The sequence below is a fragment of the Crocosphaera sp. XPORK-15E genome, assembly GCF_034931425.1.
Taxonomy (GTDB): Bacteria; Cyanobacteriota; Cyanobacteriia; order Cyanobacteriales; family Microcystaceae; genus UHCC-0190.
The window spans coordinates 18383-40698 of the sequence record NZ_JAYGHQ010000013.1 but is presented as its reverse complement, the minus strand read 5'-3'; the positions used below and the strand labels follow the sequence as shown (position 1 = coordinate 40698).

Genomic DNA, 22316 nt, shown 5'->3' with positions numbered 1-22316 from the left:
GCCTAAGCAATAACCCACTAAACTGAGCTAATCTACAAAATATCCCTGATTGTTCTGATTGTCGTCATTGGGAAGACTTCACTCAAGGGCGATCGCTGACTCGCTGTTAAATCTTTACGCTTGTGGTTCTTTTTGATGACAGATCCGTTCTCCCGTTTTCATTCCTATCTTCCCCTAGGTATTAGTTTATGTATCGGGGGGGGAATTTCGGTCATCGCTGCTTGGATGGGTTGGAATCTCGAATTAGATCAAGCTAAAAAGGCATTTGAAGCAAAAGGAGATCACATTGTCCAACATATTCAACAACATCTTCAAGAATATACTCAAGTGACGAAGGCTTTAGGGATTTTTTATGAGGCATCCGATGAAGTAACTAATAAAGATTTTCAGGCTTTTACGACACCTTTTTTAAATGAGTATTCAGGAATTTTTGGCATGGCATGGGCCCCTTTAATTTCCCAAAAAGAACGTTCTCTTTATGAAAAAATGATGAAATCTCAGGGATTTCCTGATTTTACGATATGGGCAAAAGATGGTCAGCCCCTGGAAAATAAAACCGAATATTTTCCGGTTACTTATGGAGAACCTAAACCTTTTTATCAATCAGTAATTGGTTTAAACTTGGGGTCAACAGAAAGCTTAAATATGCCTCTGCAAAAAGCAAGAAATACGGGAAAAATTACAGCCAGTGAACCGATTACTCTTATTAATGGGGAAACAGGATTTGTTCTTTACTATCCCATTTATAGTCGTGGTAGCCAAGTAGATAACATCGCACAACGCCATCAAGAATTTAGGGGAACTGCTTATACAGTTTATCGACTTGAAGACTTAATAAAAATGACGTTGAAGCATTTACCTAATTACGATCTTAGCTTTTATTTAATTGAGCAAGAGCCAACCAAAAATAGTGGTATTTTTTTAAAGTTTGATGCTCAATCTAAACGGTTTAAAAAGTCTGAAGATATTACTTTAAATTTGCCATCTAGCTGTCAAAAATCATTAAATTGTCAGCGATCACTACAGGTTGCGGATCGTCAATGGTCATTAATCATAATTCCTGATATTAATTTATTTCCTATTTTGGTCAGATCAGGGCTAATTTTTCTGTTAGGATTAGGATTAACTACTTTGGTAACTATTTATTTAGGCACAACTTTAGCAGACAAAAAAAGAGTTGAACAATTAATAAAAGAAAGAACGGCTGAACTCATTAAAACCACTGAAGAATTAGAAGAAAAGGTGAAGCAAAGAACGGCTCAATTAGAAGCTACTAATCAGGGAAAAAATGAATTATTGGGGCAAATGAGTCATGAATTGCGTACCCCTCTCAATATTATTTTAGGATTTCTTGAATTACTCAATCGAGATCGCACCTTGACCCTAGAACAACGAGAAAATTTAACCATTATGCGTCGTAGTGGGGAATATTTATTGACCTTGTTTAACGATATTTTAGAAATTTCAAAATTAGAAGTCGGTTCAGATTTTGTTAATTCAACTTCCTTTAATTTGAAAAAACTAATTGAGCCAATTATTGAAATGTTAAAGCTTAAAGCTCAGAGCAAAAATTTACAGCTAATCCTTGATATTGATCCCGAAGTTCCCACCTATATTAAAACCGATGAAAATAAATTAAGACAAATATTAATTAATCTTTTAGATAATGCAATAAAATTTACAGATAAGGGCAGTATTACCTTACGATTAGTCAGTAATAATCAATCATGGACATTAGATGAAATCAGCAATAATAATGATTCTTCACAACATATTATTTGGATTGAAGTGGAGGATACAGGCTGTGGAATTCCTTTAGACATACAACAAAAAGTATTTGAACCCTTTTTCCGAGGAATTCCCACCCAAGGAGCAGGATTAGGCTTATCAATTACTAAAAAATTAGTGCATTTAATGGGGGGTAAAATATATTTGAATAGTCAAGTTAATCAAGGCACAATTATTCAGTTTTATTTGCCTGTTATTCTTCCTGAAGAACAAGATATGCCGCCAATTACAGCAACTAGACAAGTAGTTAGACTAGCCCCTAATCAAGCAAATTATCGTATTTTAATTGTAGATGATCAAAAAGAAAATCGACAGTTATTAATGAAATTTTTAGAGCCTATTGGGTTTGAAGTGCAAGAAGCTAGTAATGGGCAAGAAGCCTTAGATATTTGGTTTAATTGGCGACCTAATTTAATTTTCATGGATACTCGTATGCCTGTTATGGATGGCTATCAAACAATTCAACAAATTAAGGATTTAACGCAAAAAAATCAGACAATTATTATTGCAATTTCTTCAGGTACTTTAGAAAACGATCAAATTAATAGATTAGCTTCAGTTTGTGATGATATTTTGTATAAACCTTTTGAAATTGAGCGATTACTGAATAAAATCAAACTACATTTGGGAGTGAAATATGATTACGAAAATGAAGAAATGGAAACAAAGAATGAAGATAATTTATCTATTAGTTTAACTCCATCATCTTTAGGGATGATGCCTCTAGACTGGATTAATCAAGTTGATTGGGCAGCGAGTGCTGGAGATAGTAAAAGTTTGTACCAATTAATTCAACAAATTCCTCATCAACAGATTACTGTTGCTATCGGAATGACTGAGTTAGTTAATTACTTTAATTTTCGTCAAATTCGAGAACTTACTCAACCTTTAATTAATGAATCATGAAGACACAAACTCCCTATCAAGCTAATATTTTAATTGTCGAAGATCAACTTGATAATTTACGATTACTCTCCAATATTCTCAAAGATCAAGGATATCATGTTAGACAAGCCATTGATGGAGAAATGGCCTTACTTGCGGCGGAAACCCAACCCCCTGATTTAATGTTATTAGATATTAAACTTCCTCAGCTAGATGGTTATCAGGTTTGTCAACAATTAAAAGCCAAGACAAATACGGTTGAAATTCCGGTTATTTTCCTTAGTGCTTTCGATCAAATCGGGGAAAAAGTTAAGGCTTTTGAAATGGGTGGCGTAGATTATATTACCAAACCTTATCAACTTGAGGAAGTTTTGGCTAGGGTTGAAAATCAAGTAAAAATTAGTTTGTCTAGTCAAAAATTAAAAGGCAATAATAGTCAGCTAAAACGACAATTAAAATTAACAGAATCTGCTCAACAATTTTATTCTCAACCCCAAATTGAAGCCTACTTATTACATCAAGCAGTGGCGGCAACTCATAATGGAATTATTATTGTTGATGCTACTCATTCTGATTATCCCATTATTTATGTTAATCCTGGGTTTGAAAAAATGACAGGATATTCTTTAGAAGAAGTTAAAGGAAAAAATTGCCGTTTTTTACAAGGAAGCGATCGCCATCAACCACAAATAGAACAAATACGTCAATGTCTTCGAGAGGGACAAGGTTGCTGTTTTATCCTCAGAAATTATCGCAAAGATGGTTCTTTATTTTGGAATGAAGTGTCTTTATCTCCTGTTCTTGATAAATCAGAAAAAGTCATTTATTATATTGGAGTACAAACGGATGTTACTACTAGGAAACGTGCGGAAGAAGAACAACAAAGATATGAAGCATCTCTCAACAAAATGAACCGAGAATTGCACGATCTTAATCATAAATTACATCGGTTAGCTAATCTTGATGGCTTAACCGAAGTTGCCAACCGTCGTTGTTTTGATGAAACCTTAGAACAAGAATGGCGACGTTTAGCAAGGGAGAAAAAACCCTTATCCTTGATTTTAGGAGATATTGACTATTTCAAACGGTACAATGATACTTATGGCCATTTAGGGGGAGATGATTGTCTGAAAAACGTGGCAGGGGCGATCGCTAGTACGGCCTTACGTCCTGCTGATCTAGTCGCTCGTTATGGAGGAGAAGAATTTGCAGTTATTTTGCCTGATACCCCCCATGAAGGGGCAACACAAGTGGCCCAGCGCATTTTAGAAGGGATTCGTGCCTTAAATATACCTCATAAAGCCTCAGATGCCCAACCCTATGTCACCATGAGTTTAGGAGTAGCAACGATGATTCCTTCCTTAGAATTAGATCTTAAATGTTTAATTGATAGTGCGGATGATGCTTTATTTAAAGCGAAAAAACAAGGACGTGATCAAGTGGTTAATGCTAGACTTTCTTGATTAGTTTTGAATCATTTTCAATTTGTAAAAATGCACTAAAATAGCACTGTGAACAATAGCTATTGATATTCACAATTAATAATTCAATAATGAACACCATCACGCTTAATGTAAAACCCGTTCAACTCACCGATGAAGAATTTTATCAACTTTGCCAAGTCAATCAAGCATGGCGATTGGAATTAACGTCTAAAGGAGAATTATTGATTATGTCCCCATTAGGTGGAAAAAGTGGTAGTCGAGAAGCCAGATTAATTAGTAAAATATGGTTATGGAATGAACAAACAAAATTAGGAATCGTCTTTAGTTCTTCAACGGTTTTTCGTTTACCTAATGGGGGAAAACGTTCCCCTGATGTGGCATGGGTTAAATTAGAAAGATGGGATAGTTTAACAGACGAAGAACAAGAAAAATTTCCTCCTTTATGCCCTGATTTTGTGCTAGAATTGCGTTCACGAACCGATAATTTAGAAGACTTACAAGAGAAAATGGCGGAATATCTTGATGCAGGGTTACGGTTAGGATGGTTAATTAATCCCCAACAGCAACAAGTAGAAATTTATCGCCTAAATCAAGATAAAGAAATTGTATCTCTTCCTGGTAATTTATCGGGGGAAGATGTGTTACATGATTTTATTTTAGATATACCTGTTATATAATTCTTTAACCATCGGATTATGGGGTAAGTCGTGCAGGAATTTATGAGGATCATCTCTAATTGTGATTTATTTAGTTGATACCAACGTCTTATTGCGTTTTGCTGACAGAAATCATCCGCTTTATCCTAAAATTAGATTAGCTGTCCGTTGTTTACGAACAGATCAACTAATTGATTGTTCGCTTCTTTTAAGTAAAGTTTTTACATAAAATTTAGTCCAATTTTGTATTTATATACTTACATTAATTATAACTCAACTACCATTGATTTCGGTTAATCACCATAAAATCTGAACAGAATAACTAATAAACGCAGTATCTTTAGTGATGATTGTCATTTTCTCTACTATACTTTGTGAAATGATCAAGCGATCAAAGGGATCTTTATGATGAAAATCTAGCTTTCTTAATATATCTAAATGCTCAGGACTAATTGCAAGCAATTCTATATCATTATCATAGACCTGTTGCTTTACTAGATCAGGCAATGATACTCCTAATTTAAGCTTACCAATACTAACTTTAATTGCTATTTCCCATAAACTAGCAATACTTACAAAACGCTGGTTATCTTCATTTTCAATTAACTGTCTTGCTGTCTGACTCAGATTTGAACTTCCATCAATAAACCAAAGAAAAGTATGAGTGTCAAGTAATAATTTCATGGTTCGTAATTTTCAAAATCTGTTAAAGGTTCATCAAAATCATCTGACATTTCAATCAAACCTTTAGCACTTCCAAATTTTGGACGAGGTTTTTTTGACTTCAGAGGTAGAATTTGAAAACATTCCCCATCATCACTAATAATAATCACTTCTTCTCCTTGAGATGCTTTTTTAATTAGTTCCTCTAATTGATTATTCGCTTCTTTTAAGTAAAGTTTTTGCATAAAATTTAGCCCCATTTTGTATTTATATACTTACATTAATTATAACTCAACTACCATTGATTTCGGTTGAGGAATTTTCTCCCCATCTTCAATTAACATCAATAAATGAACCCTAACTGCTTCTTTAATTTCTTGAATTGTTTCTTCTTGACTATCTCCATGTGCCATAATTCCCAATTCCAAACATTTCGCTAGATAAGCATCATCTTCTGTAGAAAATTCAACCAAATAAGAATATTTTTTAATATACTTTTAAATGTCAATCATTTTCTAGATTTAGGAGAAAGAATTTCTTTAAGAACACTTTGAGGCATTTTATATGTACCTGTATTAAATCTTGATAATCTAATTTTAAATTCAATCTCTTGAATTGTTGTCCATCCATTATTTACAACGATAAAAGCTATTGCTTCTCTTATTAAATCAACTGTTTGTGTAAGAACATTCTGCTCATAATTTAGTTTGGTTTTAATTTTATTAATCCGAGAATTTAAAGATATTGCAACAATGGTAATTACAAAAAATAGCAAAGAGCTTAATGCTATAAATACTTGAATAAAAAATGACAATTTACTGTAATAACCGGAAGGAGGATACTCAGCGTCTATATAAAAATAGATTATAATAAGACTGAGACAATATAAAAATCCAAAAAATCCTAAAATGAGATCTCTTAAAACCATTAGCTGTTCTAATTTATCAAGATAATTATCACATATTTTCTTTATATCTTCTGCAAACTCTAGTAAATTTTCAATTTCGTCTTCAGGATATAATCTCCTTTTAGCAAGTAAACTATATTCAGAGGGAAATAATGGTTCTTGATCTTGTTGCTTCTCAAGTTCATAATTGGGTTCAGAAGATTGAGGGTTCATGATGCTTTACTAATGGCTATAATTTTTTTAAGAAATTGATTAATATAATGATTTCTTTCCTTTTCTTTGAATTTGGATTGATAAATTGTATCTCCTAATTTGAAATCATCTAGAATACTACAAACGGGTAAAACCTCCCAAGTAAAATTATCACTCCCCACTTGATTACTTAATTTTCTTATTCTTCGAGTAAATTCACTCTCTCCTACATGATAACGATCTCTTGCTTGTTCTATGGTGTCATAATATAAATCAATCTTGGTAACAGCAACTAATAACCATTTAGGCTTACCTGTTATTCTAATTGATTTTCTCATCCGTTCACAAATATCACTTATATCATCAATTTCTACTTTTAGCTGTGCTTGACGATATGCTTCAATATCTGTTCCTTGATACCATTCTTGTGCAAAAGCAGAACGAAGACTAGAATAACCATTAGCGACAACATGAATAACCCCATCTATGGGATATTCTTCATGGAAAATTTCGTCTAATGCAGCTAATTTATTAGGAGAATCTTGTCCTGGTATTGTTGATAAACGAATCTTAATATTTTTAGCAGCAATATTATTGTTTTCTAAGTCTTCGGACTTTCCTGGAGTTGAATAATTCCGTTGATATGCCTTCTCACTCAAGTAGTCACATAATACACTTTTTCCTACCCCTGGTAATCCCGTAACTGCAATAGAAATCTGTTTACCTGTTAATTGAGTTTTAAATTTTTCCCAATTGCTTAATATTTCCTCACGATTAGCATAAGCTTCTTCCGCAAGGGGTAAAATCCAGGAAAAACTACTACTATCTACCATAATCTAGGTTTTTTCGGCTTTTAATAAAGTAAGTTAGATCATTTGATCAGAATTATAACATTAACACTTCCGATACATTTAAGGTTATTTTTGTCAATACTTAATAAAATAACTTTTATTAAGCAAAATTTGACTATACACTCAGGCAATTTGTCAAGATTTGTAACGAAATATTTCATGTTTCTTTACAAAATGTGTCAAATCATCGATTAAACCATCAATCGGGTGTCATTTTCTGCTACAAACACAGAGGAGTCCTATTTCATTTTTTGCCAACTCCTCTCAGGGGTTGCACTGTTTATAACCCGTTTGGGCTATCATCAAAATTAAGGAGCATTATCATAGATGTTTACTCACGTCAAGTCCACCATTCGCCATATCGTTCCAGAGGCAATTAATGGTCGTTCCTTACTCAAGGTGGTCTATGTCGTGTTAGAACCTCAATATCAGAGTTCTCTCTCGGCGGCCGTTAATGCTATCAATAAGAATAATCCCAATTTAGCCATCGAAATTAGTGGTTATCTCATAGAAGAACTCAGAAACCCGGAAAATTACGAAGAATTTAAGCGAGATGTGGCTAAAGCTAACTTATTTATCGCTTCTCTCATCTTCATTGAAGACTTAGCGGATAAAGTGGTAGACGCGGTTAAACCCCATCGTGATAACCTAGATGCGGTGGTGGTGTTCCCCTCAATGCCCCAAGTCATGCGTCTTAATAAATTAGGCAGCTTTTCTATGGCCCAGTTGGGACAGTCTAAAAGTGCGATCGCCCAATTTATGCGGAAACGGAAGGAAAATTCTGGGGCTGGTTTCCAAGATGCCATGTTAAAGCTATTGCGGACACTTCCTCAAGTGTTGAAGTATCTTCCGGTAGAAAAAGCCCAAGATGCTCGCAATTTTATGTTAAGTTTCCAATATTGGTTAGGGGGTTCATCTGAGAATTTAGAGAACTTTCTGTTAATGTTGGCTCATAAGTATTCCTATCAAGAATTACTCAAGGATCAAAAGGTTGAATATAAAGATCCGGTAGTTTATCTTGATATGGGAATTTGGCATCCTTTATCCATGAAAATGTTTGAAGATGTCCCCTCTTATCTAAACTGGTTCAACAGTCGGACTGATATTTCTGATGAATTAAAAGATCCTTTGGCCCCTTGTGTGGGATTAATATTACAACGGACTCACTTAGTAACTGGAGATGATGCTCATTATGTTGCTATGGTACAAGAATTAGAGTCTATGGGGGCAAGAGTTATTCCTGTTTTTGCCGGAGGTTTAGACTTTTCTAAACCTGTAGAAGCTTATTTCTTGGATCACAGTGTTAAAGGAGTAGAACCATTTCCTATTGTAGACACGGTAATATCATTGACAGGGTTTGCCTTAGTAGGCGGTCCAGCCCGTCAAGATCACCCCAAAGCGATAGAATCATTAAAACGCCTCAACCGTCCCTATATGTGCGCCTTACCCCTGGTATTTCAAACTACCCAGGAATGGGAAGCAAGTGATCTAGGGTTACATCCCATCCAAGTTGCGCTACAAATAGCTATACCTGAGTTAGATGGGGCCATTGAACCTATTATTTTATCAGGACGGGACGGCAATACGGGACGGGCGATCGCACTGCAAGATCGGATCGAAGCAGTGGCCCAACGAGCGATGAAATGGACTAATTTACGGAAAAAACCCAAATTAGAGAAAAAAGTCGCTATTACGGTGTTTAGCTTTCCACCGGATAAGGGAAATGTCGGGACTGCCGCGTATTTAGACGTATTTGGGTCTATTTACGAGGTAATGAAAGCTTTACAAGGGAATGGCTATGATGTGCCAGAATTACCAGAGTCCCCCAAAGCGTTGATGGAAGCGGTTATACATGATGCTCAAGCTCAATATGCGTCCCCTGAGTTAAATATAGCTTATCGGATGTCTGTAGAACAATATGAGCGTTTAACCCCTTATTCCGTCCGTTTAGAGGAAAACTGGGGGCCACCTCCTGGAAATTTAAACAGTGACGGACAAAATTTACTGATCTATGGGAAACAGTTTGGCAATGTATTTATTGGGGTACAACCTACCTTTGGATATGAAGGTGATCCCATGCGGTTACTGTTTTCGAGATCTGCTAGTCCTCATCATGGGTTTGCTGCTTATTACACCTATTTAAACCAAGTTTGGAAAGCGGATGCGGTGTTACATTTTGGGACTCATGGATCACTGGAATTTATGCCAGGAAAACAGATGGGAATGTCCGGGGACTGTTACCCTGATACTCTCATAGGTATGATTCCCAATTTGTATTATTATGCGGCAAATAATCCCAGTGAAGCAACTATTGCTAAACGTCGCAGCTATGCAGAAACCATCTCTTATTTAACTCCTCCTGCTGAGAATGCAGGGTTATATAAGGGATTAAAAGAATTAAGTGAGTTAATTGGTTCTTATCAAACCTTAAAAGATAGTGGTCGCGGTGTCCCTATTGTTAACACCATCATGGATCAATGTCGGATAGTCAATTTGGATCAGGATATTGAATTACCTGATACTGATGCTAAAGATATGACCCAAGAAGAACGGGATAATATTGTCGGTTTAGCCTACCGAAAATTGATGGAAATTGAGTCTCGTTTGTTACCTTGTGGACTTCATGTCATTGGAAAACCTCCCACCGCAGAAGAAGCGATCGCAACTTTGGTCAACATTGCTGCTTTAGATCGAGAAGAAGAAGGACTTCTCGCATTACCCCGCATTATTGCTGACAGTTTGGGACGAAAAATTGAGGAAGTCTATCAAAACAGCGATCGCGGTATTTTAGAAGATGTAGAGTTGCTACAACAAATTACTTTAGCAACCCGTGAAGCAGTTTCTGCTTTAGTTAAAGAACAAATAGATGCAGAAGGACGAGTTTCTTTTGTCTCTAAACTGAATTTCTTTAACATGGGTAAAAAGACACCTTGGGTAGATACTTTACATAATTTAGGTTATCCTAAAGTCGATCAAGATGCTTTAAAACCCCTGTTTGAATACCTCGAATTTTGTTTAGAACAAGTTTGTGCAGATAATGAATTAGGGGGTTTACTAAAAGCATTAGAAGGGGAATATGTATTACCTGGCCCTGGTGGTGATCCTATTCGTAACCCCAACGTTTTACCTACTGGGAAAAACATCCATGCGTTAGATCCTCAATCTATTCCTACCTTAGCTGCCGTTAAGTCTGCTAAAATTGTGGTAGATCGCCTTTTAGCCCGTCAAAAAATTGACAACGGAGGCAATTATCCTGAAACCATTGCTTGTGTTTTATGGGGAACCGATAACATCAAAACTTATGGGGAGTCCCTCGCACAAATTATGTGGATGGTAGGGGTTAAACCTGTACCCGATGCGTTAGGAAGGGTCAATAAATTAGAGTTAATTTCCCTTGAAGAATTAGGAAGACCTCGTATTGATGTCGTCGTGAACTGTTCTGGTGTGTTCCGTGACCTGTTTATTAACCAAATGAATCTTTTAGATCAAGCGGTTAAAATGGCAGCAGAAGCGAACGAACCATTAGAGATGAACTATGTTCGTAAACACGCTTTACAACAAGCAGAAGACATGGGAATCAACCTACGTCAAGCAGCTACCCGTATCTTTTCCAATGCTTCCGGTTCCTATTCTTCTAACGTCAACTTAGCGGTAGAAAATAGCAGTTGGGAAGAAGAAAAAGAGTTACAAAATATGTATCTCAACCGCAAAGGTTTTGCTTTTGACTCTGATAACCCAGGAGTCATGAATGATAACCGCAAAGTGTTTGAAGCAGCGTTAAAAACTGCTGATGCAACCTTCCAAAACTTAGATTCTTCCGAGATTAGTTTAACGGATGTTTCCCATTATTTTGACTCTGATCCGACAAAAGTAGTGTCTAGTTTACGGGAAGATGGTAAAAAACCTTTTGCTTATATTGCGGATACCACGACTGCTAACGCACAAGTTCGGACTCTATCCGAAACCGTCCGTTTAGATGCGCGTACCAAGTTATTAAACCCTAAATGGTATGAAGGAATGTTATCCCACGGTTATGAGGGTGTACGGGAACTTTCTAAGCGTTTAGTGAATACAATGGGATGGTCTGCAACTGCTGATGCGGTAGATAATTGGGTGTATGAAGACGTGAACACTACCTTTATTCAAGATGAAGAAATGTGTAAACGTCTGATGAATTTAAACCCTAATTCTTTCCGTAAAATGGTCGGTACTTTATTAGAAGTAAATGGCCGCGGTTACTGGGAAACCTCAGAGGAAAACTTAGACAGGTTACAGGAATTATATCAGGAGGTTGAGGACAGAATTGAAGGAGTAGAGTAAAATAGTAGGGTGGGCAATGCCCACCCTTAAACTTTTAAAAGTGGGTAAACTAAGTAAATTAATTCAAAAATTGCTTTCTCATCCTCCAGAAGCACGTTTTGAAGATGTCCGCTATGTTTTAGAATCATTTGGTTATGTTGAAATTCGTTCTAGAGGAAGTCATCATGCTTTTGAAAATCATGCAGGAGATCTCATTATTATTCCGAAAAAAGGAGGCAAAAAGGTTAAACGGACTTACCTAGAAGAAATCATCAAGTTATTAGATTTAGAGAATTGGAAAGATGACAATAAATAAAGAGTTAGAACGTCCGTCTTTAGACTATTTTTTATCCCTTAAATATCCTATCTCAATTTATCCTGAAGATGAGGGGGGATATACAGCTTTAATTCCTGATTTACCAGGGTGTATAACGCAAGGAGAGACACTAGAAGAAGTTGTAATGAATATTGAGGAAGCAAGGGAATTATGGATAGAAACTATTTATAATAGTCGTAAAAGAGAGATCCCGTTACCTTCTAGACAAAGATGACAAATGATATCACTTTAAACATCAAACATACAATAGAGGGATAAACTATGACGGTTATTGATAAAGTCAGTATTATTGAGTCTATTAAAGGTCAAACAATAGAGATAAATTCTCCTGATGATTTTTTAGGAATTTATCATTTTATCAAACTTAGTTTAACCCAAAATAAAGAAAAACTAGAAACCTTGCCAATTGATTTAATTATTGTTGAAAATATTTATGCTGATTATGATAAATTAGAACATCATAATATTATTTTGCAAAAACAAGAAAGAGAAGTTATTCATATATTTACATTTGGAGATTTTAACCAAGATTCAGAAATGACTTGGCAACTGTCAGAAATTTTATCAGATTTTTTAGTTGAGTATTTGATAATTCCCATTTTAAATAATATCAGTTATACTGAATTTGAGCAGTGCAAAAACGATATAATCAAGAATATTAATAATAGTGTTATTGTCTATGAAAGCAAAAGATGCTTATCTTGAAACAGCACAAAGATATTTAGCAAGTGCCAAAAAAAATCAATCTTTAGGTATTGATATTCAAGAAGTAATTGGTTTTCTTGTTTATCACGCTTTGGAATCTTTAGCTGTTGCAGTTATTATTCATTTTAAAAGTACAATTCCTCTTAATCATGAAACTAAGTTGAGGATGTTTTTGGGATTTTGTAAAAAGAATTTAGCTGAGTCTATAAATCTTAAAAGTGTAGCGTCAGTTATTATTAGAATAGAAAAAAGTTCTTATCGTTCTAAGTTTCTTTATCCAGAGTTTAAAAATGATAATCATTATAAATTACCGGAGGAACAAATTACTATTAATGAGGCTAGATTATTGGTTAGAGATATTGATAGAATTATCAATCAAATTAACGAGTTAATTTAGGTGTTAAATAAGGTGCATTACACTTAGTTAATGCACCCTACAAAAAGAGCGATTCGCACTATAAATAAGCAATTAAAAGATATTAAGTTACTGTACGTCTGGCATCATAGTTCTCGTTCCTCCAGTTTGACAATCATTTGTGAATGTTCTTCCTCTTCCCAAATCAGAATTTGGAGATACTACACGAACTTTACTAAAACCACCAAAGGCATTCATTTGAGCTTCATTAATAACATGACAAAAATTATTGCCTATGTTGAATTGAGGAATTCCGCTTCCATACATCCTATATACTTCTGGTTCATTAGAACGCCTTAAAAAACCATTAGGCCATCCACAATCACCAGTATAATTTATAGTAGTCAAATTTAATGTAGTGACAACTCTTACTTTCCCAAAACCTCCAAAAACAGCCATTTGATCTTCATTTTGAACATGACAGTAAAACTTTGGACTATACACTAAATAAACTTCTGGACGATCCTGTTGTCTATAAAATCCCTGTGTAACTCGAGAAGATTGAGCTAAAGATTGATTAAATAGAGATTGATTTAAAATGGGTACTAAAGAACATAGAGTTGAAATTCCGAGAATTTTAGTAATAGTTATGACACTAAACTCATTTATTTTTTTCATTGTTAGTACGTTTTTTACTATGACTACATTGTTATTATAGTCATCAATTGTAAACATCAAAAGTTAAATCAAGACAGAAAAAGACGGGACTTTTCTAAATAATCTTTACAAAAGACTACTTTTAGCGGATAATGACGGATAAAGACTGCTCAAACCCTTTAAATTAAGTATGAATGCTCAAGACTTAGTTAGCTATTTAGATGAGTTGATATTATCTTCAACAGGTAAACACATTGATAGTTTACAAACGGCTATTTTAAAAGGAGTCTTAAACGGTCAAAAATATGCTGATATTGCTCAAGAATATAACTGTAGCAAAGGTCATGCAAAAGATGAAGCTTATAAACTTTGGCAACTTCTTTCTAATACATTAGGCGAAGACATTAATAAATCTAATTTTCGTGCAACGGTTGAAAGAATGATCGCAAAAAATTTTAGAGGTATTGGGAATATTGGTCAAGTTAACAAACTGAATTTTTGTCCTAATTCTTCTTCTGAGATTGAAGAAAATGATGATGTTATTAACGATGATAAAATTATAATTGACTCCATCCAGAAGAAAACAAAACGAGAAACTATTCCCCGTTTAGTTAAATTAGGATTAACAGCAGAACAAATTGCTGAAGCTTTAGACTTATCTATTCAAGAAGTTAGTAAAATTGTTGCTAGTCAAAACTAAAATAGTTAGAAAAATCACCAATTCTAAGGCAAACCATCTTCTTCTAAAGCACTAATATAACCTGAAATAGCTTCTTTAATATTAGTAAGAGCTTCTTCTTTGGTTTTACCTTGACTCACGCAACCTTTGAGACTTGGACATTCAACAATCCAGTAACCATCTTCATCTCGGTATAAAATAACTTGTCTCATATTAGTAATTGTTTAAAGAAGTTCAAGATCAAGAAGCTAGTAAAACTATCCCTAGTCAAAACCAAAGTTTTTTTTGCTAAACTAGAATTAATTATAACACTTTTAAACTCCTATGACTCAAGTAACCCTATCTCAGGACATTATCACAGGTATTACCCAACTTGCGAATCAATTAAACTTGTCTGTAGATGAACTCTTAGAACAAATCAGTCAAGGAAAATTAACCGTAATTGATACAGAAGAATTAGAAGACTTATTAGATGTACGAGATGCTATCATAGCTGAAACTGATCCTGGTAATCAAAAACGGATTTCCTGGGAAGATGTCAAACAAGATTTAGGATTATAGTCTAAGTTATGACAGATTATAGAATTGAATTTCTCAAAAGTGCCAGAAAAGAACTGTCAAAAATGCCTAGAGATATTCAGGAACGAATCAGCAATAAAATTGATACGTTAAAAACAAATCCTTATCCTCCTGATGTTAAACAACTCAAAAATGGAGAAGGAAGATTAAGAATAAGAATAGGAGACTATAGAATTATTTATAGAGTCGAGAATAATACTTTAGTTGTTTTAGTAATTAAAATTGGGCATCGTAGTAAAATTTATAAACAATAAAAGGAGAAATCATAATTTAAAATCTATCTGAAAACATTTTTTATCCCTTAAATCTTCTATCTCAATATGATGTATCAATATATTTTGTTCAATAAACCCTATGGGGTATTATGTCAATTTACGGATAAAGATAACCCAAATTCTCCCCGTCCAACCCTCAAAGATTATATTCCAATTCCTGATATTTATTCCGTCGGAAGACTGGACTTTGATAGTGAAGGATTACTATTATTAACTAATAATGGCCCCCTAAAACATCGTCTGTCCCATCGAGAATTTGCCCATCCCCGTACTTATTTGGTACAAGTAGAACGCATTCCTGATGAACCCACATTGAATCATTTACGTCAAGGAGTACAAATTAAAGATTATTGTACTCGTCCGGCCCAAGTACAATTGTTAGCAACTCCCCCGAATTTATCCCCCCGTAACCCCCCTATTCGCTACCGTAAAACCGTTCCTACGAGTTGGTTAGAAATAACCTTAACTGAGGGAAGAAACCGACAAGTTAGACGGATGACTGCTGCTATTGGCTATCCTACCTTAAGATTAGTGCGGGTTTCTATCGGGTTTAAAACAGGTAAAACCCTAGAAAAATTGAGTTTAGGGGACTTAAAACCTGGAGAATGGCGCGAAGCAACTAAACTAGAAAGACATACCTTAGAAAGTTTAAGTTATCAATAATGACAATTGAAAAGGAATAAGATATGCTGACAACTAACTTAAATCAAACGGTTAATTCTTGGTCTAATCTTGAAGATAATATTTTCGTTCCTCATACTGAAGCAGAATATAAAAAATTAGTTGCGATTCTTGACGAATTAATTGATATTGTAGGTGAGGATGAATCTCATCCCTTAGCTTCATTAATGGAAGTAATAGGGGTATTAATTGAAAATTATGAAGATCGATATGTCAGCGAATTGTCTGTTTAAAAAAGATCTCTATTCTATATAAATACATTATCAGGAGAAGATATTTTACCTGATTTTATCTTAGACTTAACATCAATTTGGTAAATTAATTTATCTTACCAATCATCATCTTCTTCTTCTAATACTGCTTTTTGTTGAATGGGTGGTTGTTTAAATTCTTCTGGAAGTTCTTCTGTTTCTTCTTCCCAAGTATCTGTTAAAGGTTGCACCACTTTAGCGATCGCATCTTTAACAAATCCCTTAATAAATTCATCTTTTCGACTTAATTGAAACTGTCTTTGTACAACTTCTGTAATTCCTCCATCTCCCCAGTCTTGATCATGACGGAAATATTCAACAAAACTTTTACCAGCAATGCGGGTTAAATAAGCTGCTGTTACTCCTTGAATGACTTTACCAATGAGATAGGTTGCCATATTTAATTGTAATACCCTACTTAATAAATCAACGGCCCCTTTAACTACTCCTAAACTGACTAAGGTTTTACCTAAAGAAAGGGCTAAATCTTTCCCATTATCACTGTTTAATTCGCACCCATAAACTTTACCAATTTCTACTACCATTTGAGCATTAACTGCGGCAGTTGCTAACATATCAACCACAGGTAAAGGGGTAACAGCAATGACACCTGCACCGATCCATTGATAACGATCAATAATCTGATCAGCTTGTCTTTTTCGCTGACGATCAATAATTTTTCTTGCTTCTTCTCCTAAGCGTTGTGATTGTAGTAAAATGTTATCAGCGATTAAATCTTCTCCCTCTGCTCTTAATACCACAGCTAAGCGTTTAATGAGGGGAATAATATCAGGTTCAGGTTGCATAATTTCCCCCGTTGTGCGTTTAAATGGTTGGGGGTTAGCAGCAATAGAAATGACATCAGAAGCAGCAATAAATCCTTTAATTCTTTGCCGTAACTGCTGCATAATTTGCTCTTGTTCTTCTTCAGTATAAAGATCAATTTTATTAAAAATTAAGAGCGATCGCTTACCAATATCTGCCAGAATGTGTAAAGGTTCATATTCTGATTGACGCAAATCATTATCCACCACAAACAACAATAAATCTGCTTCTGTTGCTAACTGTCTAGCTAGAGTTTCTCGTTCCGTTCCTTCTATTCCTGCTTCTAAAATACCTGGGGTATCAGTAATTAAAATTTCTCGTGAAATTCCCTTTAATTTTAAATGATAAGTTTCCCCAATTTTAGTCGTTCCCATAGTAGCATCTACCTGACCAACAATCTCCCCAATTAAAGCATTAACTAAAGATGTTTTTCCGGCTGAACCTGTCCCAAAAACAATTACTTTTAACTCACCTCTGATTAAACTTTGTGCAATTTCTTGGGAACGATTTAATAGTGCTTTTTGGGCAACTTTATCCTGAATTTGTTGGACTTGACGACGGACAGCTTTTAAGTTTTCTTCTGCTGCTTCGGTTTTTTGTTCAGGTAATTTTAGCTGACGACGTTTACTTTTTCGAGATTTCCGAGATGTGGTTAAATTAAAATAATAAATAAACCCATAAATTGATAAACCTAACAACCCCATAATTAGAAAAATCAAAAAATTAGCGAGGAGTGGGGCCGTAAAAGAAACTTGAATATAAAGTCGGTAAATAGAATTAATTAACCAAATAATTAGCCCTAGAATTATACTAAGACCAATAACCAAAATCATTAGACGAGGAAGGGGCATAGATCAGCAGTTAACCATTAACTTATTTATGAGTTTCAGCATTCCTAAAAATGCCCTCATTCACCATTTTATCAATTATTTCTCAAAGCTTGTGGGTTGAAAGATCATTTGATCATTTTTAAACGCTTTAAATTCTAAAGCATTGCCACTCGGATCAAGAAAAAACATGGTTGCTTGTTCTCCAATTTCCCCTTTAAACCTAAGATAAGGTTCAATGATAAAATCAATGTCTTGTTGTTTTAAGTGATCGGCTAAAATTTCCCATTCTTTCATCTCTAAAATAACCCCCCAATGTCTGACCGGAACTTGTTTTCCGTCCACAGTATTAACGGGTATTGTTTCAGACTCCGTTAAACAAAGATGGGCAGTAATTTGATGGCCAAAGAGACTAAAATCGATCCATGTCTCAGAAGTTCTACCAACAGGACAACCTAGAATAGTTTCATAAAAATATCTAGTTTCAGCCAAATTAGTTACAGGGAAAGCAATATGAAAGGGTCGAATTGTCATAATTTACTAAGCTACCAAAGTTTGATGAACATTGCTATAATCTTTGAGTAATAACCGATTGATTACAATAAGTATCTTATTTGTGACAGTCTAGAAGGCTGTGTTACTGTTCACCTCTCAATTGTAAATACTATCTTCTATGTTTCGACCTCAACCTATTTCACCATTACCTGGTCAAGAGTCTGTCTGGGACTATCCCCGTCCTCCCCGTTTAGAACCCTGTGATCAACAAATTATCATTATTTTTAATGGGATCACTCTAGTGGAAAGTCGGCGGAGTTATCGAGTCTTAGAAACCAGTCATCCCCCATCTTATTACATTCCTCCCGAAGATATTAAGATGGAATATTTACACCCGACAAATCAACAGTCTTTTTGTGAATGGAAAGGGCCAGCAAATTATTACACTATAATTGTTGGGGATAAACAAGCGGTTAATGTGGCTTGGTGCTATCCTAACCCAACCCCAGAATTTGCCCCCATTAAAGATTATCTGGCCTTTTATGTGAGTCCGATGGATCAATGTTCTGTCAATGGGGAAAAGGTGACACCTCAACCAGGGGGTTTTTATGGCGGTTGGATCACCTCTGATATTGTAGGGCCCTTTAAAGGCGTTGCAGGGAGTTGGGGATGGTAAAAGGTAAACTATTAATTGAGACTTCACAAAAGCTTCTGATTCAAAGTTAGGATTTAATACTACAATTCGGCCAACGTTAGATTAATGAAACAAAGGCTTAGGAAGTAACTTATATGGGTGAGTCAGAAAAAATCTCAGTTGGAATTATCGGGGCTTCGGGCTATGGTGGTGTACAGTTGGTCAGATTACTACAAGAACATCCCAAGGCAGAGGTGGTATATTTGGGGGGGAAAGACAGTGCTGGAAAGCCCTACGCCGAATTGTATCCCCATTTAGGGCATCAAGTTAATTTGACCATTGAACCCATTGACACAGATGCGATCGCCGCCCGCTGTGAGGTGGTATTTTTAGGCCTCCCCAATGGCCTCGCTTGTGATCTGGCCCCCCAGTTAATTGAAAAAGGCTGTAAAGTTTTAGATCTTTCTGCTGACTATCGCTTTAAGGACTTACAAACCTATACCAGTTGGTATCATACAGAACGAAAGGACGGAGAAACAGCAGCAAAAGCAGTCTATGGACTGCCGGAATTATACCGCGAGGAAATTAAGTCTGCCTCATTAATTGGCTGTCCTGGATGTTATCCTACCGCAAGTTTGATGGCCCTGTCCCCCTTACTAAAACAAGGATTAATTGTGCCAGAAACCGCGATTATTGACGCAAAATCAGGCACTTCAGGGGGCGGTAGACAGGGAAAAATTAACCTTTTGTTAGCGGAAGCAGAGGGGTCATTTGGGGCTTATGGAGTCGCTAAACATCGTCATACCCCAGAAATTGAGCAAGTTTGTTCTGACTTAGCGGGCCATGAAGTTAGGGTGCAATTTACCCCCCATTTACTGCCAATGGTACGGGGTATCCTTGCCACCGTCTACGCAACATTAAGAGATCCTGGGCTAGTCAGAGACGATATTTTGACCATTTACAGTGCCTTTTATCGTTCCTCTCCTTTTGTCAAAATCTTGCCTAACGGGGTTTATCCGCAAACTAAATGGGCTGCTGGGACGAATCTTTGCTACATTGGCATAGAAACCGATCCCCGTACCGATCGCGTGATTGTTCTTTCTGCCATTGATAACCTCATCAAAGGTCAAGCAGGTCAAGCAATACAATGTTTAAATCTGATGATGGGATGGGAGGAAACCCTAGGTTTACCACAATTGTGTTTTTATCCTTAGAAATTTATAACATATTGTAGGGGTCAACGGCCGTTAACCCCTACTTTTTTCTTTTACCCTTTCGTCCTTTAATTAAAACTAACGAGGCAAAAAATGACCGAAGAAATTATTTTTCTTGTTGAAGAAGATCCCGAAGGGGGTTATACTGCTAGGGCTTTAGGTGAATCAATATTTACTGAAGCTGATGACATTCCAACCTTAAAAACAATGATAAAAGATGCTGTCCTTTGTCATTATGATGACTCAGAAAACAGCCCTAAAATTATTCGCTTTTACGAGACATTGAACAGCACTTTAATTTAAGTCGTAATGAATTATTAAAACAGTTATTTGAAAAGTAAATTTTTTATTGTGATAAGGAATATTATATAATTAATAAGACAAATTGAGAAATTTTATGTCAATTCAAACCCCGGATTGGGTAAAACACGCTATTTTTTATCAGATTTATCCCGATGCTTTCGCTAGAAGTGTACCCCCTCACCAAAAATGGTTATTGGATGTTCCCTTAGAAGACTGGGATGCTCCCCCAACTTATCAAGGATACAAAGGGGGAAACCTCTGGGGAGTGATAGATAAGTTAGATTATTTGCAAGATTTAGGGGTAACTGCTCTTTATTTTACCCCGATCTTTCGCTCTGCTAGTAATCATCGTTATCATACCCACGATTATTATCAAATTGACCCCTTATTAGGGGGTAATGAAGCCTTTAAAATTTTGTTAAAGACTGCCCATCAACGAGGTTTTAAAGTGGTTTTGGATGGGGTGTTTAATCATGCTAGTCGGGGCTTTTTCTTCTTTAATGATATCTTGGAAAATGGCCCTAATTCCCCTTGGTTAGATTGGTTTAAAATTGAAGGATGGCCCCTTTCTGCTTATGATGGCAGTCTTCCTGCAAATTATGTTTCTTGGATTGATTATCGTGCTTTACCCCAGTTTAATCATGATCATCCTGCCGTCAAAGAATATATTATGCAGGTGGCTGAATATTGGTTAAAACAGGGAATTGATGGCTGGCGTTTAGATGTGCCTGATTGTATCAAAACTCCTGGTTTTTGGCAAGAATTTCGGCAACGGGTAAAAGCTATTAACCCTGATGCTTATATTGTCGGAGAAATTTCTTTTGATGCCACTCAATGGTTAGATGGTAAGCAATTTGATGGGGTGATGAATTATCCTTTTGGCCGGGCAACTATTGCTTTTATTGTCGGCGATCGCTTGGATCAAACCGCAGTTCCTAGCTTCTATAAACCCTATCCTACCCTAGATGCGCCTGACTATGCCAGAGAAATTAATCAATTATTACAACGTCATCCTTGGGAAATACAATTAACCCAATTAAACTTATTAGATAGTCATGATACAGCCCGCTTGATTACAATGGCAGGAGATGATCGCACTGCTGTAGAATTAGCTACTCTCTTATTATTTACTTTTCCTGGTACTCCTAACATCTTCTATGGGGATGAAATTGGTATTCAAGGGGGACATGAACCCGATTCACGCAAGGGGTTTCCTCTAGAAGAAAAATGGGATCAAGCAACTCTAAACTATCATAAAAAGTTCATTAAATTACGTCAACAATATGCTGCCTTGCGTATTGGAGAATATTATACATTATATGCCCAGGGAAATGTTTATAGTTTCGCTCGTATTTTAGGCAATGAAATAGTTATTATTTGTCTAAATAAAGGGCAGGAAATTAGCACAATCGAAGTGACTGAATTCGGCGATTTTGTCGCAATTTTGGCTTTACAACCGAGTCTAATTCTGTATGGAGAGGGGGTCATTGAATGGGGTCACAATTATTTGAGATTAACCCTTCCTTCTTATAGTGGAATAATGATGGCGACTGAATAATTATTAATTATCAATTATTAATTATTCATTGATAACTTAGAAGCGAGTGACTGGTAATTTTTCATCTTCTGTGAGGGTTTTATTCTGAGTTAATAAAACCTGCTGAGGTTGATTTTTCAAATACCCTAAAATAGCTGTTCCCAGTAATAACGTTGCCATGATCGAGAAAAATGCGCCATTAGCGCAAACGCCTAACATAATTAAGCTGAAATTAAAGAAAACTTTGTGAGGGGTGGTTAATGTCATCTGATTTTG

Annotated in this window: 27 protein-coding genes; 17 read left to right on the top strand and 10 right to left on the bottom strand. The window is 35.7% G+C overall.

All coding sequences use genetic code 11. The features are described from left to right. The first annotated feature begins 135 nt into the window (after nt 1-135). The 3 genes from VB691_RS15450 (at nt 136) to VB691_RS15440 (ending at nt 4795) form a co-directional block, all read left to right on the top strand. A complete protein-coding gene (locus tag VB691_RS15450; RefSeq protein ID WP_323292404.1) occupies nt 136-2694 on the top strand; it encodes a CHASE domain-containing protein in 2559 nt (852 codons plus the stop codon). Beyond that, on the top strand, nt 2691-4136 hold the full coding sequence (locus VB691_RS15445; RefSeq protein WP_323292403.1) for a diguanylate cyclase domain-containing protein: 1446 nt from the start codon (nt 2691-2693) through the stop codon (nt 4134-4136). The genes VB691_RS15450 and VB691_RS15445 overlap by 4 nt, the downstream gene beginning before the upstream one ends. A gap of 89 nt (nt 4137-4225) precedes the next feature. Further along, entirely contained in the window at nt 4226-4795 is a 570-nt protein-coding gene (locus tag VB691_RS15440) for a Uma2 family endonuclease (RefSeq protein WP_323292402.1), read from the top strand. Nucleotides 4796-5071: 276 nt separating this feature from the next. Here the strand turns inward: VB691_RS15440 and VB691_RS15435 are convergent, their stop codons facing one another. Genes VB691_RS15435 through VB691_RS15415 form a run of 5 tightly spaced genes read right to left on the bottom strand, consistent with a single transcriptional unit; the run spans nt 5072 to nt 7369 of the window. After that, nucleotides 5072-5458: a type II toxin-antitoxin system VapC family toxin gene (locus VB691_RS15435; RefSeq protein ID WP_323292401.1), complete on the bottom strand. Its 387-nt coding sequence runs from the start codon at nt 5456-5458 to the stop codon at nt 5072-5074. Continuing rightward, nucleotides 5455-5682: a type II toxin-antitoxin system prevent-host-death family antitoxin gene (locus VB691_RS15430; protein ID WP_323292400.1), complete on the bottom strand. Its 228-nt coding sequence runs from the start codon at nt 5680-5682 to the stop codon at nt 5455-5457. The genes VB691_RS15435 and VB691_RS15430 overlap by 4 nt, the downstream gene beginning before the upstream one ends. 39 nt (nt 5683-5721) lie before the next feature. After that, nucleotides 5722-5910 carry a type II toxin-antitoxin system HicB family antitoxin gene (locus tag VB691_RS15425; protein WP_323292399.1) on the bottom strand — a complete coding sequence of 63 codons (189 nt, stop codon included), beginning with the start codon at nt 5908-5910 and terminating at the stop codon, nt 5722-5724. 35 nt (nt 5911-5945) lie between these two features. Then, nucleotides 5946-6557 carry a hypothetical protein gene (locus VB691_RS15420; protein WP_323292398.1) on the bottom strand — a complete coding sequence of 204 codons (612 nt, stop codon included), beginning with the start codon at nt 6555-6557 and terminating at the stop codon, nt 5946-5948. Further along, nucleotides 6554-7369 carry a GTPase gene (locus VB691_RS15415; RefSeq protein ID WP_323292397.1) on the bottom strand — a complete coding sequence of 272 codons (816 nt, stop codon included), beginning with the start codon at nt 7367-7369 and terminating at the stop codon, nt 6554-6556. The genes VB691_RS15420 and VB691_RS15415 overlap by 4 nt, the downstream gene beginning before the upstream one ends. A gap of 345 nt (nt 7370-7714) precedes the next feature. Here VB691_RS15415 and VB691_RS15410 point away from each other — a divergent pair, with 345 nt between their 5' ends. The 5 genes from VB691_RS15410 to VB691_RS15390 are packed head-to-tail and all read left to right on the top strand — an operon-like array spanning nt 7715 to nt 13125. Next, a complete protein-coding gene (locus VB691_RS15410) occupies nt 7715-11707 on the top strand; it encodes a magnesium chelatase subunit H (protein WP_323292396.1) in 3993 nt (1330 codons plus the stop codon). A 16-nt stretch (nt 11708-11723) separates the two neighbouring features. Then, complete coding sequence (locus VB691_RS15405) at nt 11724-12002, top strand: type II toxin-antitoxin system HicA family toxin (protein ID WP_323292395.1); 279 nt, start codon at nt 11724-11726, stop codon at nt 12000-12002. After that, nucleotides 11989-12237 carry a type II toxin-antitoxin system HicB family antitoxin gene (locus VB691_RS15400; protein ID WP_323292394.1) on the top strand — a complete coding sequence of 83 codons (249 nt, stop codon included), beginning with the start codon at nt 11989-11991 and terminating at the stop codon, nt 12235-12237. The genes VB691_RS15405 and VB691_RS15400 overlap by 14 nt, the downstream gene beginning before the upstream one ends. Before the next feature lie 47 nt (nt 12238-12284). Further along, the gene (locus VB691_RS15395) at nt 12285-12728 is read left to right on the top strand and encodes a hypothetical protein (protein ID WP_323292393.1); all 444 of its coding nucleotides are present in this window, start codon (nt 12285-12287) and stop codon (nt 12726-12728) included. Further along, nucleotides 12703-13125, top strand: coding sequence for a HEPN domain-containing protein (locus VB691_RS15390; protein ID WP_323292392.1), 423 nt, complete (start codon nt 12703-12705; stop codon nt 13123-13125). The genes VB691_RS15395 and VB691_RS15390 overlap by 26 nt, the downstream gene beginning before the upstream one ends. Before the next feature lie 87 nt (nt 13126-13212). Here the strand turns inward: VB691_RS15390 and VB691_RS15385 are convergent, their stop codons facing one another. Continuing rightward, the gene (locus VB691_RS15385) at nt 13213-13818 is read right to left on the bottom strand and encodes a hypothetical protein (protein WP_323292391.1); all 606 of its coding nucleotides are present in this window, start codon (nt 13816-13818) and stop codon (nt 13213-13215) included. A gap of 112 nt (nt 13819-13930) precedes the next feature. On the opposite strand from VB691_RS15385, the gene VB691_RS15380 reads away from it, so the two are divergent. Then, complete coding sequence (locus VB691_RS15380) at nt 13931-14440, top strand: hypothetical protein (protein WP_323292390.1); 510 nt, start codon at nt 13931-13933, stop codon at nt 14438-14440. Nucleotides 14441-14463: 23 nt separating this feature from the next. Here the strand turns inward: VB691_RS15380 and VB691_RS15375 are convergent, their stop codons facing one another. Next, complete coding sequence (locus VB691_RS15375; protein WP_323292389.1) at nt 14464-14631, bottom strand: type II toxin-antitoxin system HicB family antitoxin; 168 nt, start codon at nt 14629-14631, stop codon at nt 14464-14466. 112 nt (nt 14632-14743) lie between these two features. Between VB691_RS15375 and VB691_RS15370 the strand changes: the two genes are divergently transcribed. The 4 genes from VB691_RS15370 to VB691_RS15355 all read left to right on the top strand — a co-directional run bounded on the left by VB691_RS15370 (nt 14744) and on the right by VB691_RS15355 (nt 16187). Then, a complete protein-coding gene (locus tag VB691_RS15370) occupies nt 14744-14980 on the top strand; it encodes a hypothetical protein (RefSeq protein WP_323292388.1) in 237 nt (78 codons plus the stop codon). 8 nt (nt 14981-14988) lie between these two features. Next, nucleotides 14989-15252 (top strand): type II toxin-antitoxin system RelE/ParE family toxin, encoded by a 264-nt coding sequence (locus VB691_RS15365; protein ID WP_323292387.1) that lies wholly within the window; start codon nt 14989-14991, stop codon nt 15250-15252. A gap of 69 nt (nt 15253-15321) precedes the next feature. Beyond that, nucleotides 15322-15936 carry a pseudouridine synthase gene (locus tag VB691_RS15360; RefSeq protein ID WP_323292508.1) on the top strand — a complete coding sequence of 205 codons (615 nt, stop codon included), beginning with the start codon at nt 15322-15324 and terminating at the stop codon, nt 15934-15936. A 23-nt stretch (nt 15937-15959) separates the two neighbouring features. Continuing rightward, on the top strand, nt 15960-16187 hold the full coding sequence (locus VB691_RS15355; RefSeq protein ID WP_323292386.1) for a hypothetical protein: 228 nt from the start codon (nt 15960-15962) through the stop codon (nt 16185-16187). 95 nt (nt 16188-16282) lie between these two features. Here VB691_RS15355 and VB691_RS15350 read toward each other — a convergent pair whose 3' ends face one another. Together VB691_RS15350 and VB691_RS15345 are read right to left on the bottom strand one after the other, a co-directional pair. Next, entirely contained in the window at nt 16283-17881 is a 1599-nt protein-coding gene (locus VB691_RS15350; RefSeq protein ID WP_323292385.1) for a GTP-binding protein, read from the bottom strand. A gap of 75 nt (nt 17882-17956) precedes the next feature. Continuing rightward, nucleotides 17957-18391 carry a VOC family protein gene (locus VB691_RS15345; RefSeq protein WP_323292384.1) on the bottom strand — a complete coding sequence of 145 codons (435 nt, stop codon included), beginning with the start codon at nt 18389-18391 and terminating at the stop codon, nt 17957-17959. Nucleotides 18392-18530: 139 nt separating this feature from the next. Here VB691_RS15345 and VB691_RS15340 point away from each other — a divergent pair, with 139 nt between their 5' ends. The 4 genes from VB691_RS15340 to VB691_RS15325 all read left to right on the top strand — a co-directional run bounded on the left by VB691_RS15340 (nt 18531) and on the right by VB691_RS15325 (nt 22061). Next, entirely contained in the window at nt 18531-19028 is a 498-nt protein-coding gene (locus VB691_RS15340) for a DUF427 domain-containing protein (protein ID WP_323292383.1), read from the top strand. Nucleotides 19029-19141: 113 nt separating this feature from the next. Beyond that, a complete protein-coding gene (gene argC / locus VB691_RS15335; RefSeq protein WP_323292382.1) occupies nt 19142-20200 on the top strand; it encodes an N-acetyl-gamma-glutamyl-phosphate reductase in 1059 nt (352 codons plus the stop codon). Nucleotides 20201-20293: 93 nt separating this feature from the next. Further along, on the top strand, nt 20294-20503 hold the full coding sequence (locus tag VB691_RS15330) for a 2-oxoisovalerate dehydrogenase (protein ID WP_323292381.1): 210 nt from the start codon (nt 20294-20296) through the stop codon (nt 20501-20503). A gap of 94 nt (nt 20504-20597) precedes the next feature. Beyond that, the gene (locus tag VB691_RS15325) at nt 20598-22061 is read left to right on the top strand and encodes a glycoside hydrolase family 13 protein (RefSeq protein WP_323292380.1); all 1464 of its coding nucleotides are present in this window, start codon (nt 20598-20600) and stop codon (nt 22059-22061) included. Nucleotides 22062-22097: 36 nt separating this feature from the next. Here VB691_RS15325 and VB691_RS15320 read toward each other — a convergent pair whose 3' ends face one another. Then, complete coding sequence (locus VB691_RS15320; protein ID WP_323292379.1) at nt 22098-22307, bottom strand: hypothetical protein; 210 nt, start codon at nt 22305-22307, stop codon at nt 22098-22100. Nucleotides 22308-22316 lie beyond the last annotated feature (9 nt).

Coding starts and splice junctions, on each gene's coding strand:
- VB691_RS15400 (WP_323292394.1), top strand. CDS start 11,989: ATGACAATAAATAAAGAGTTAGAACGTCCGTCTTTAGACTATTTTTTA.
- VB691_RS15380 (WP_323292390.1), top strand. CDS start 13,931: ATGAATGCTCAAGACTTAGTTAGCTATTTAGATGAGTTGATATTATCT.
- VB691_RS15420 (WP_323292398.1), bottom strand. CDS start 6,557: ATGAACCCTCAATCTTCTGAACCCAATTATGAACTTGAGAAGCAACAA.
- VB691_RS15430 (WP_323292400.1), bottom strand. CDS start 5,682: ATGCAAAAACTTTACTTAAAAGAAGCGAATAATCAATTAGAGGAACTA.
- VB691_RS15345 (WP_323292384.1), bottom strand. CDS start 18,391: ATGACAATTCGACCCTTTCATATTGCTTTCCCTGTAACTAATTTGGCT.
- VB691_RS15375 (WP_323292389.1), bottom strand. CDS start 14,631: ATGAGACAAGTTATTTTATACCGAGATGAAGATGGTTACTGGATTGTT.
- VB691_RS15320 (WP_323292379.1), bottom strand. CDS start 22,307: ATGACATTAACCACCCCTCACAAAGTTTTCTTTAATTTCAGCTTAATT.
- VB691_RS15440 (WP_323292402.1), top strand. CDS start 4,226: ATGAACACCATCACGCTTAATGTAAAACCCGTTCAACTCACCGATGAA.
- VB691_RS15405 (WP_323292395.1), top strand. CDS start 11,724: ATGCCCACCCTTAAACTTTTAAAAGTGGGTAAACTAAGTAAATTAATT.
- VB691_RS15340 (WP_323292383.1), top strand. CDS start 18,531: ATGTTTCGACCTCAACCTATTTCACCATTACCTGGTCAAGAGTCTGTC.
- VB691_RS15325 (WP_323292380.1), top strand. CDS start 20,598: ATGTCAATTCAAACCCCGGATTGGGTAAAACACGCTATTTTTTATCAG.
- VB691_RS15445 (WP_323292403.1), top strand. CDS start 2,691: ATGAAGACACAAACTCCCTATCAAGCTAATATTTTAATTGTCGAAGAT.
- VB691_RS15410 (WP_323292396.1), top strand. CDS start 7,715: ATGTTTACTCACGTCAAGTCCACCATTCGCCATATCGTTCCAGAGGCA.
- VB691_RS15415 (WP_323292397.1), bottom strand. CDS start 7,369: ATGGTAGATAGTAGTAGTTTTTCCTGGATTTTACCCCTTGCGGAAGAA.
- VB691_RS15370 (WP_323292388.1), top strand. CDS start 14,744: ATGACTCAAGTAACCCTATCTCAGGACATTATCACAGGTATTACCCAA.
- VB691_RS15390 (WP_323292392.1), top strand. CDS start 12,703: ATGAAAGCAAAAGATGCTTATCTTGAAACAGCACAAAGATATTTAGCA.
- VB691_RS15360 (WP_323292508.1), top strand. CDS start 15,322: ATGTATCAATATATTTTGTTCAATAAACCCTATGGGGTATTATGTCAA.
- VB691_RS15395 (WP_323292393.1), top strand. CDS start 12,285: ATGACGGTTATTGATAAAGTCAGTATTATTGAGTCTATTAAAGGTCAA.
- VB691_RS15365 (WP_323292387.1), top strand. CDS start 14,989: ATGACAGATTATAGAATTGAATTTCTCAAAAGTGCCAGAAAAGAACTG.
- VB691_RS15435 (WP_323292401.1), bottom strand. CDS start 5,458: ATGAAATTATTACTTGACACTCATACTTTTCTTTGGTTTATTGATGGA.
- VB691_RS15450 (WP_323292404.1), top strand. CDS start 136: ATGACAGATCCGTTCTCCCGTTTTCATTCCTATCTTCCCCTAGGTATT.
- VB691_RS15330 (WP_323292381.1), top strand. CDS start 20,294: ATGACCGAAGAAATTATTTTTCTTGTTGAAGAAGATCCCGAAGGGGGT.
- VB691_RS15355 (WP_323292386.1), top strand. CDS start 15,960: ATGCTGACAACTAACTTAAATCAAACGGTTAATTCTTGGTCTAATCTT.
- VB691_RS15385 (WP_323292391.1), bottom strand. CDS start 13,818: ATGTTTACAATTGATGACTATAATAACAATGTAGTCATAGTAAAAAAC.
- VB691_RS15350 (WP_323292385.1), bottom strand. CDS start 17,881: ATGCCCCTTCCTCGTCTAATGATTTTGGTTATTGGTCTTAGTATAATT.
- argC (WP_323292382.1), top strand. CDS start 19,142: ATGGGTGAGTCAGAAAAAATCTCAGTTGGAATTATCGGGGCTTCGGGC.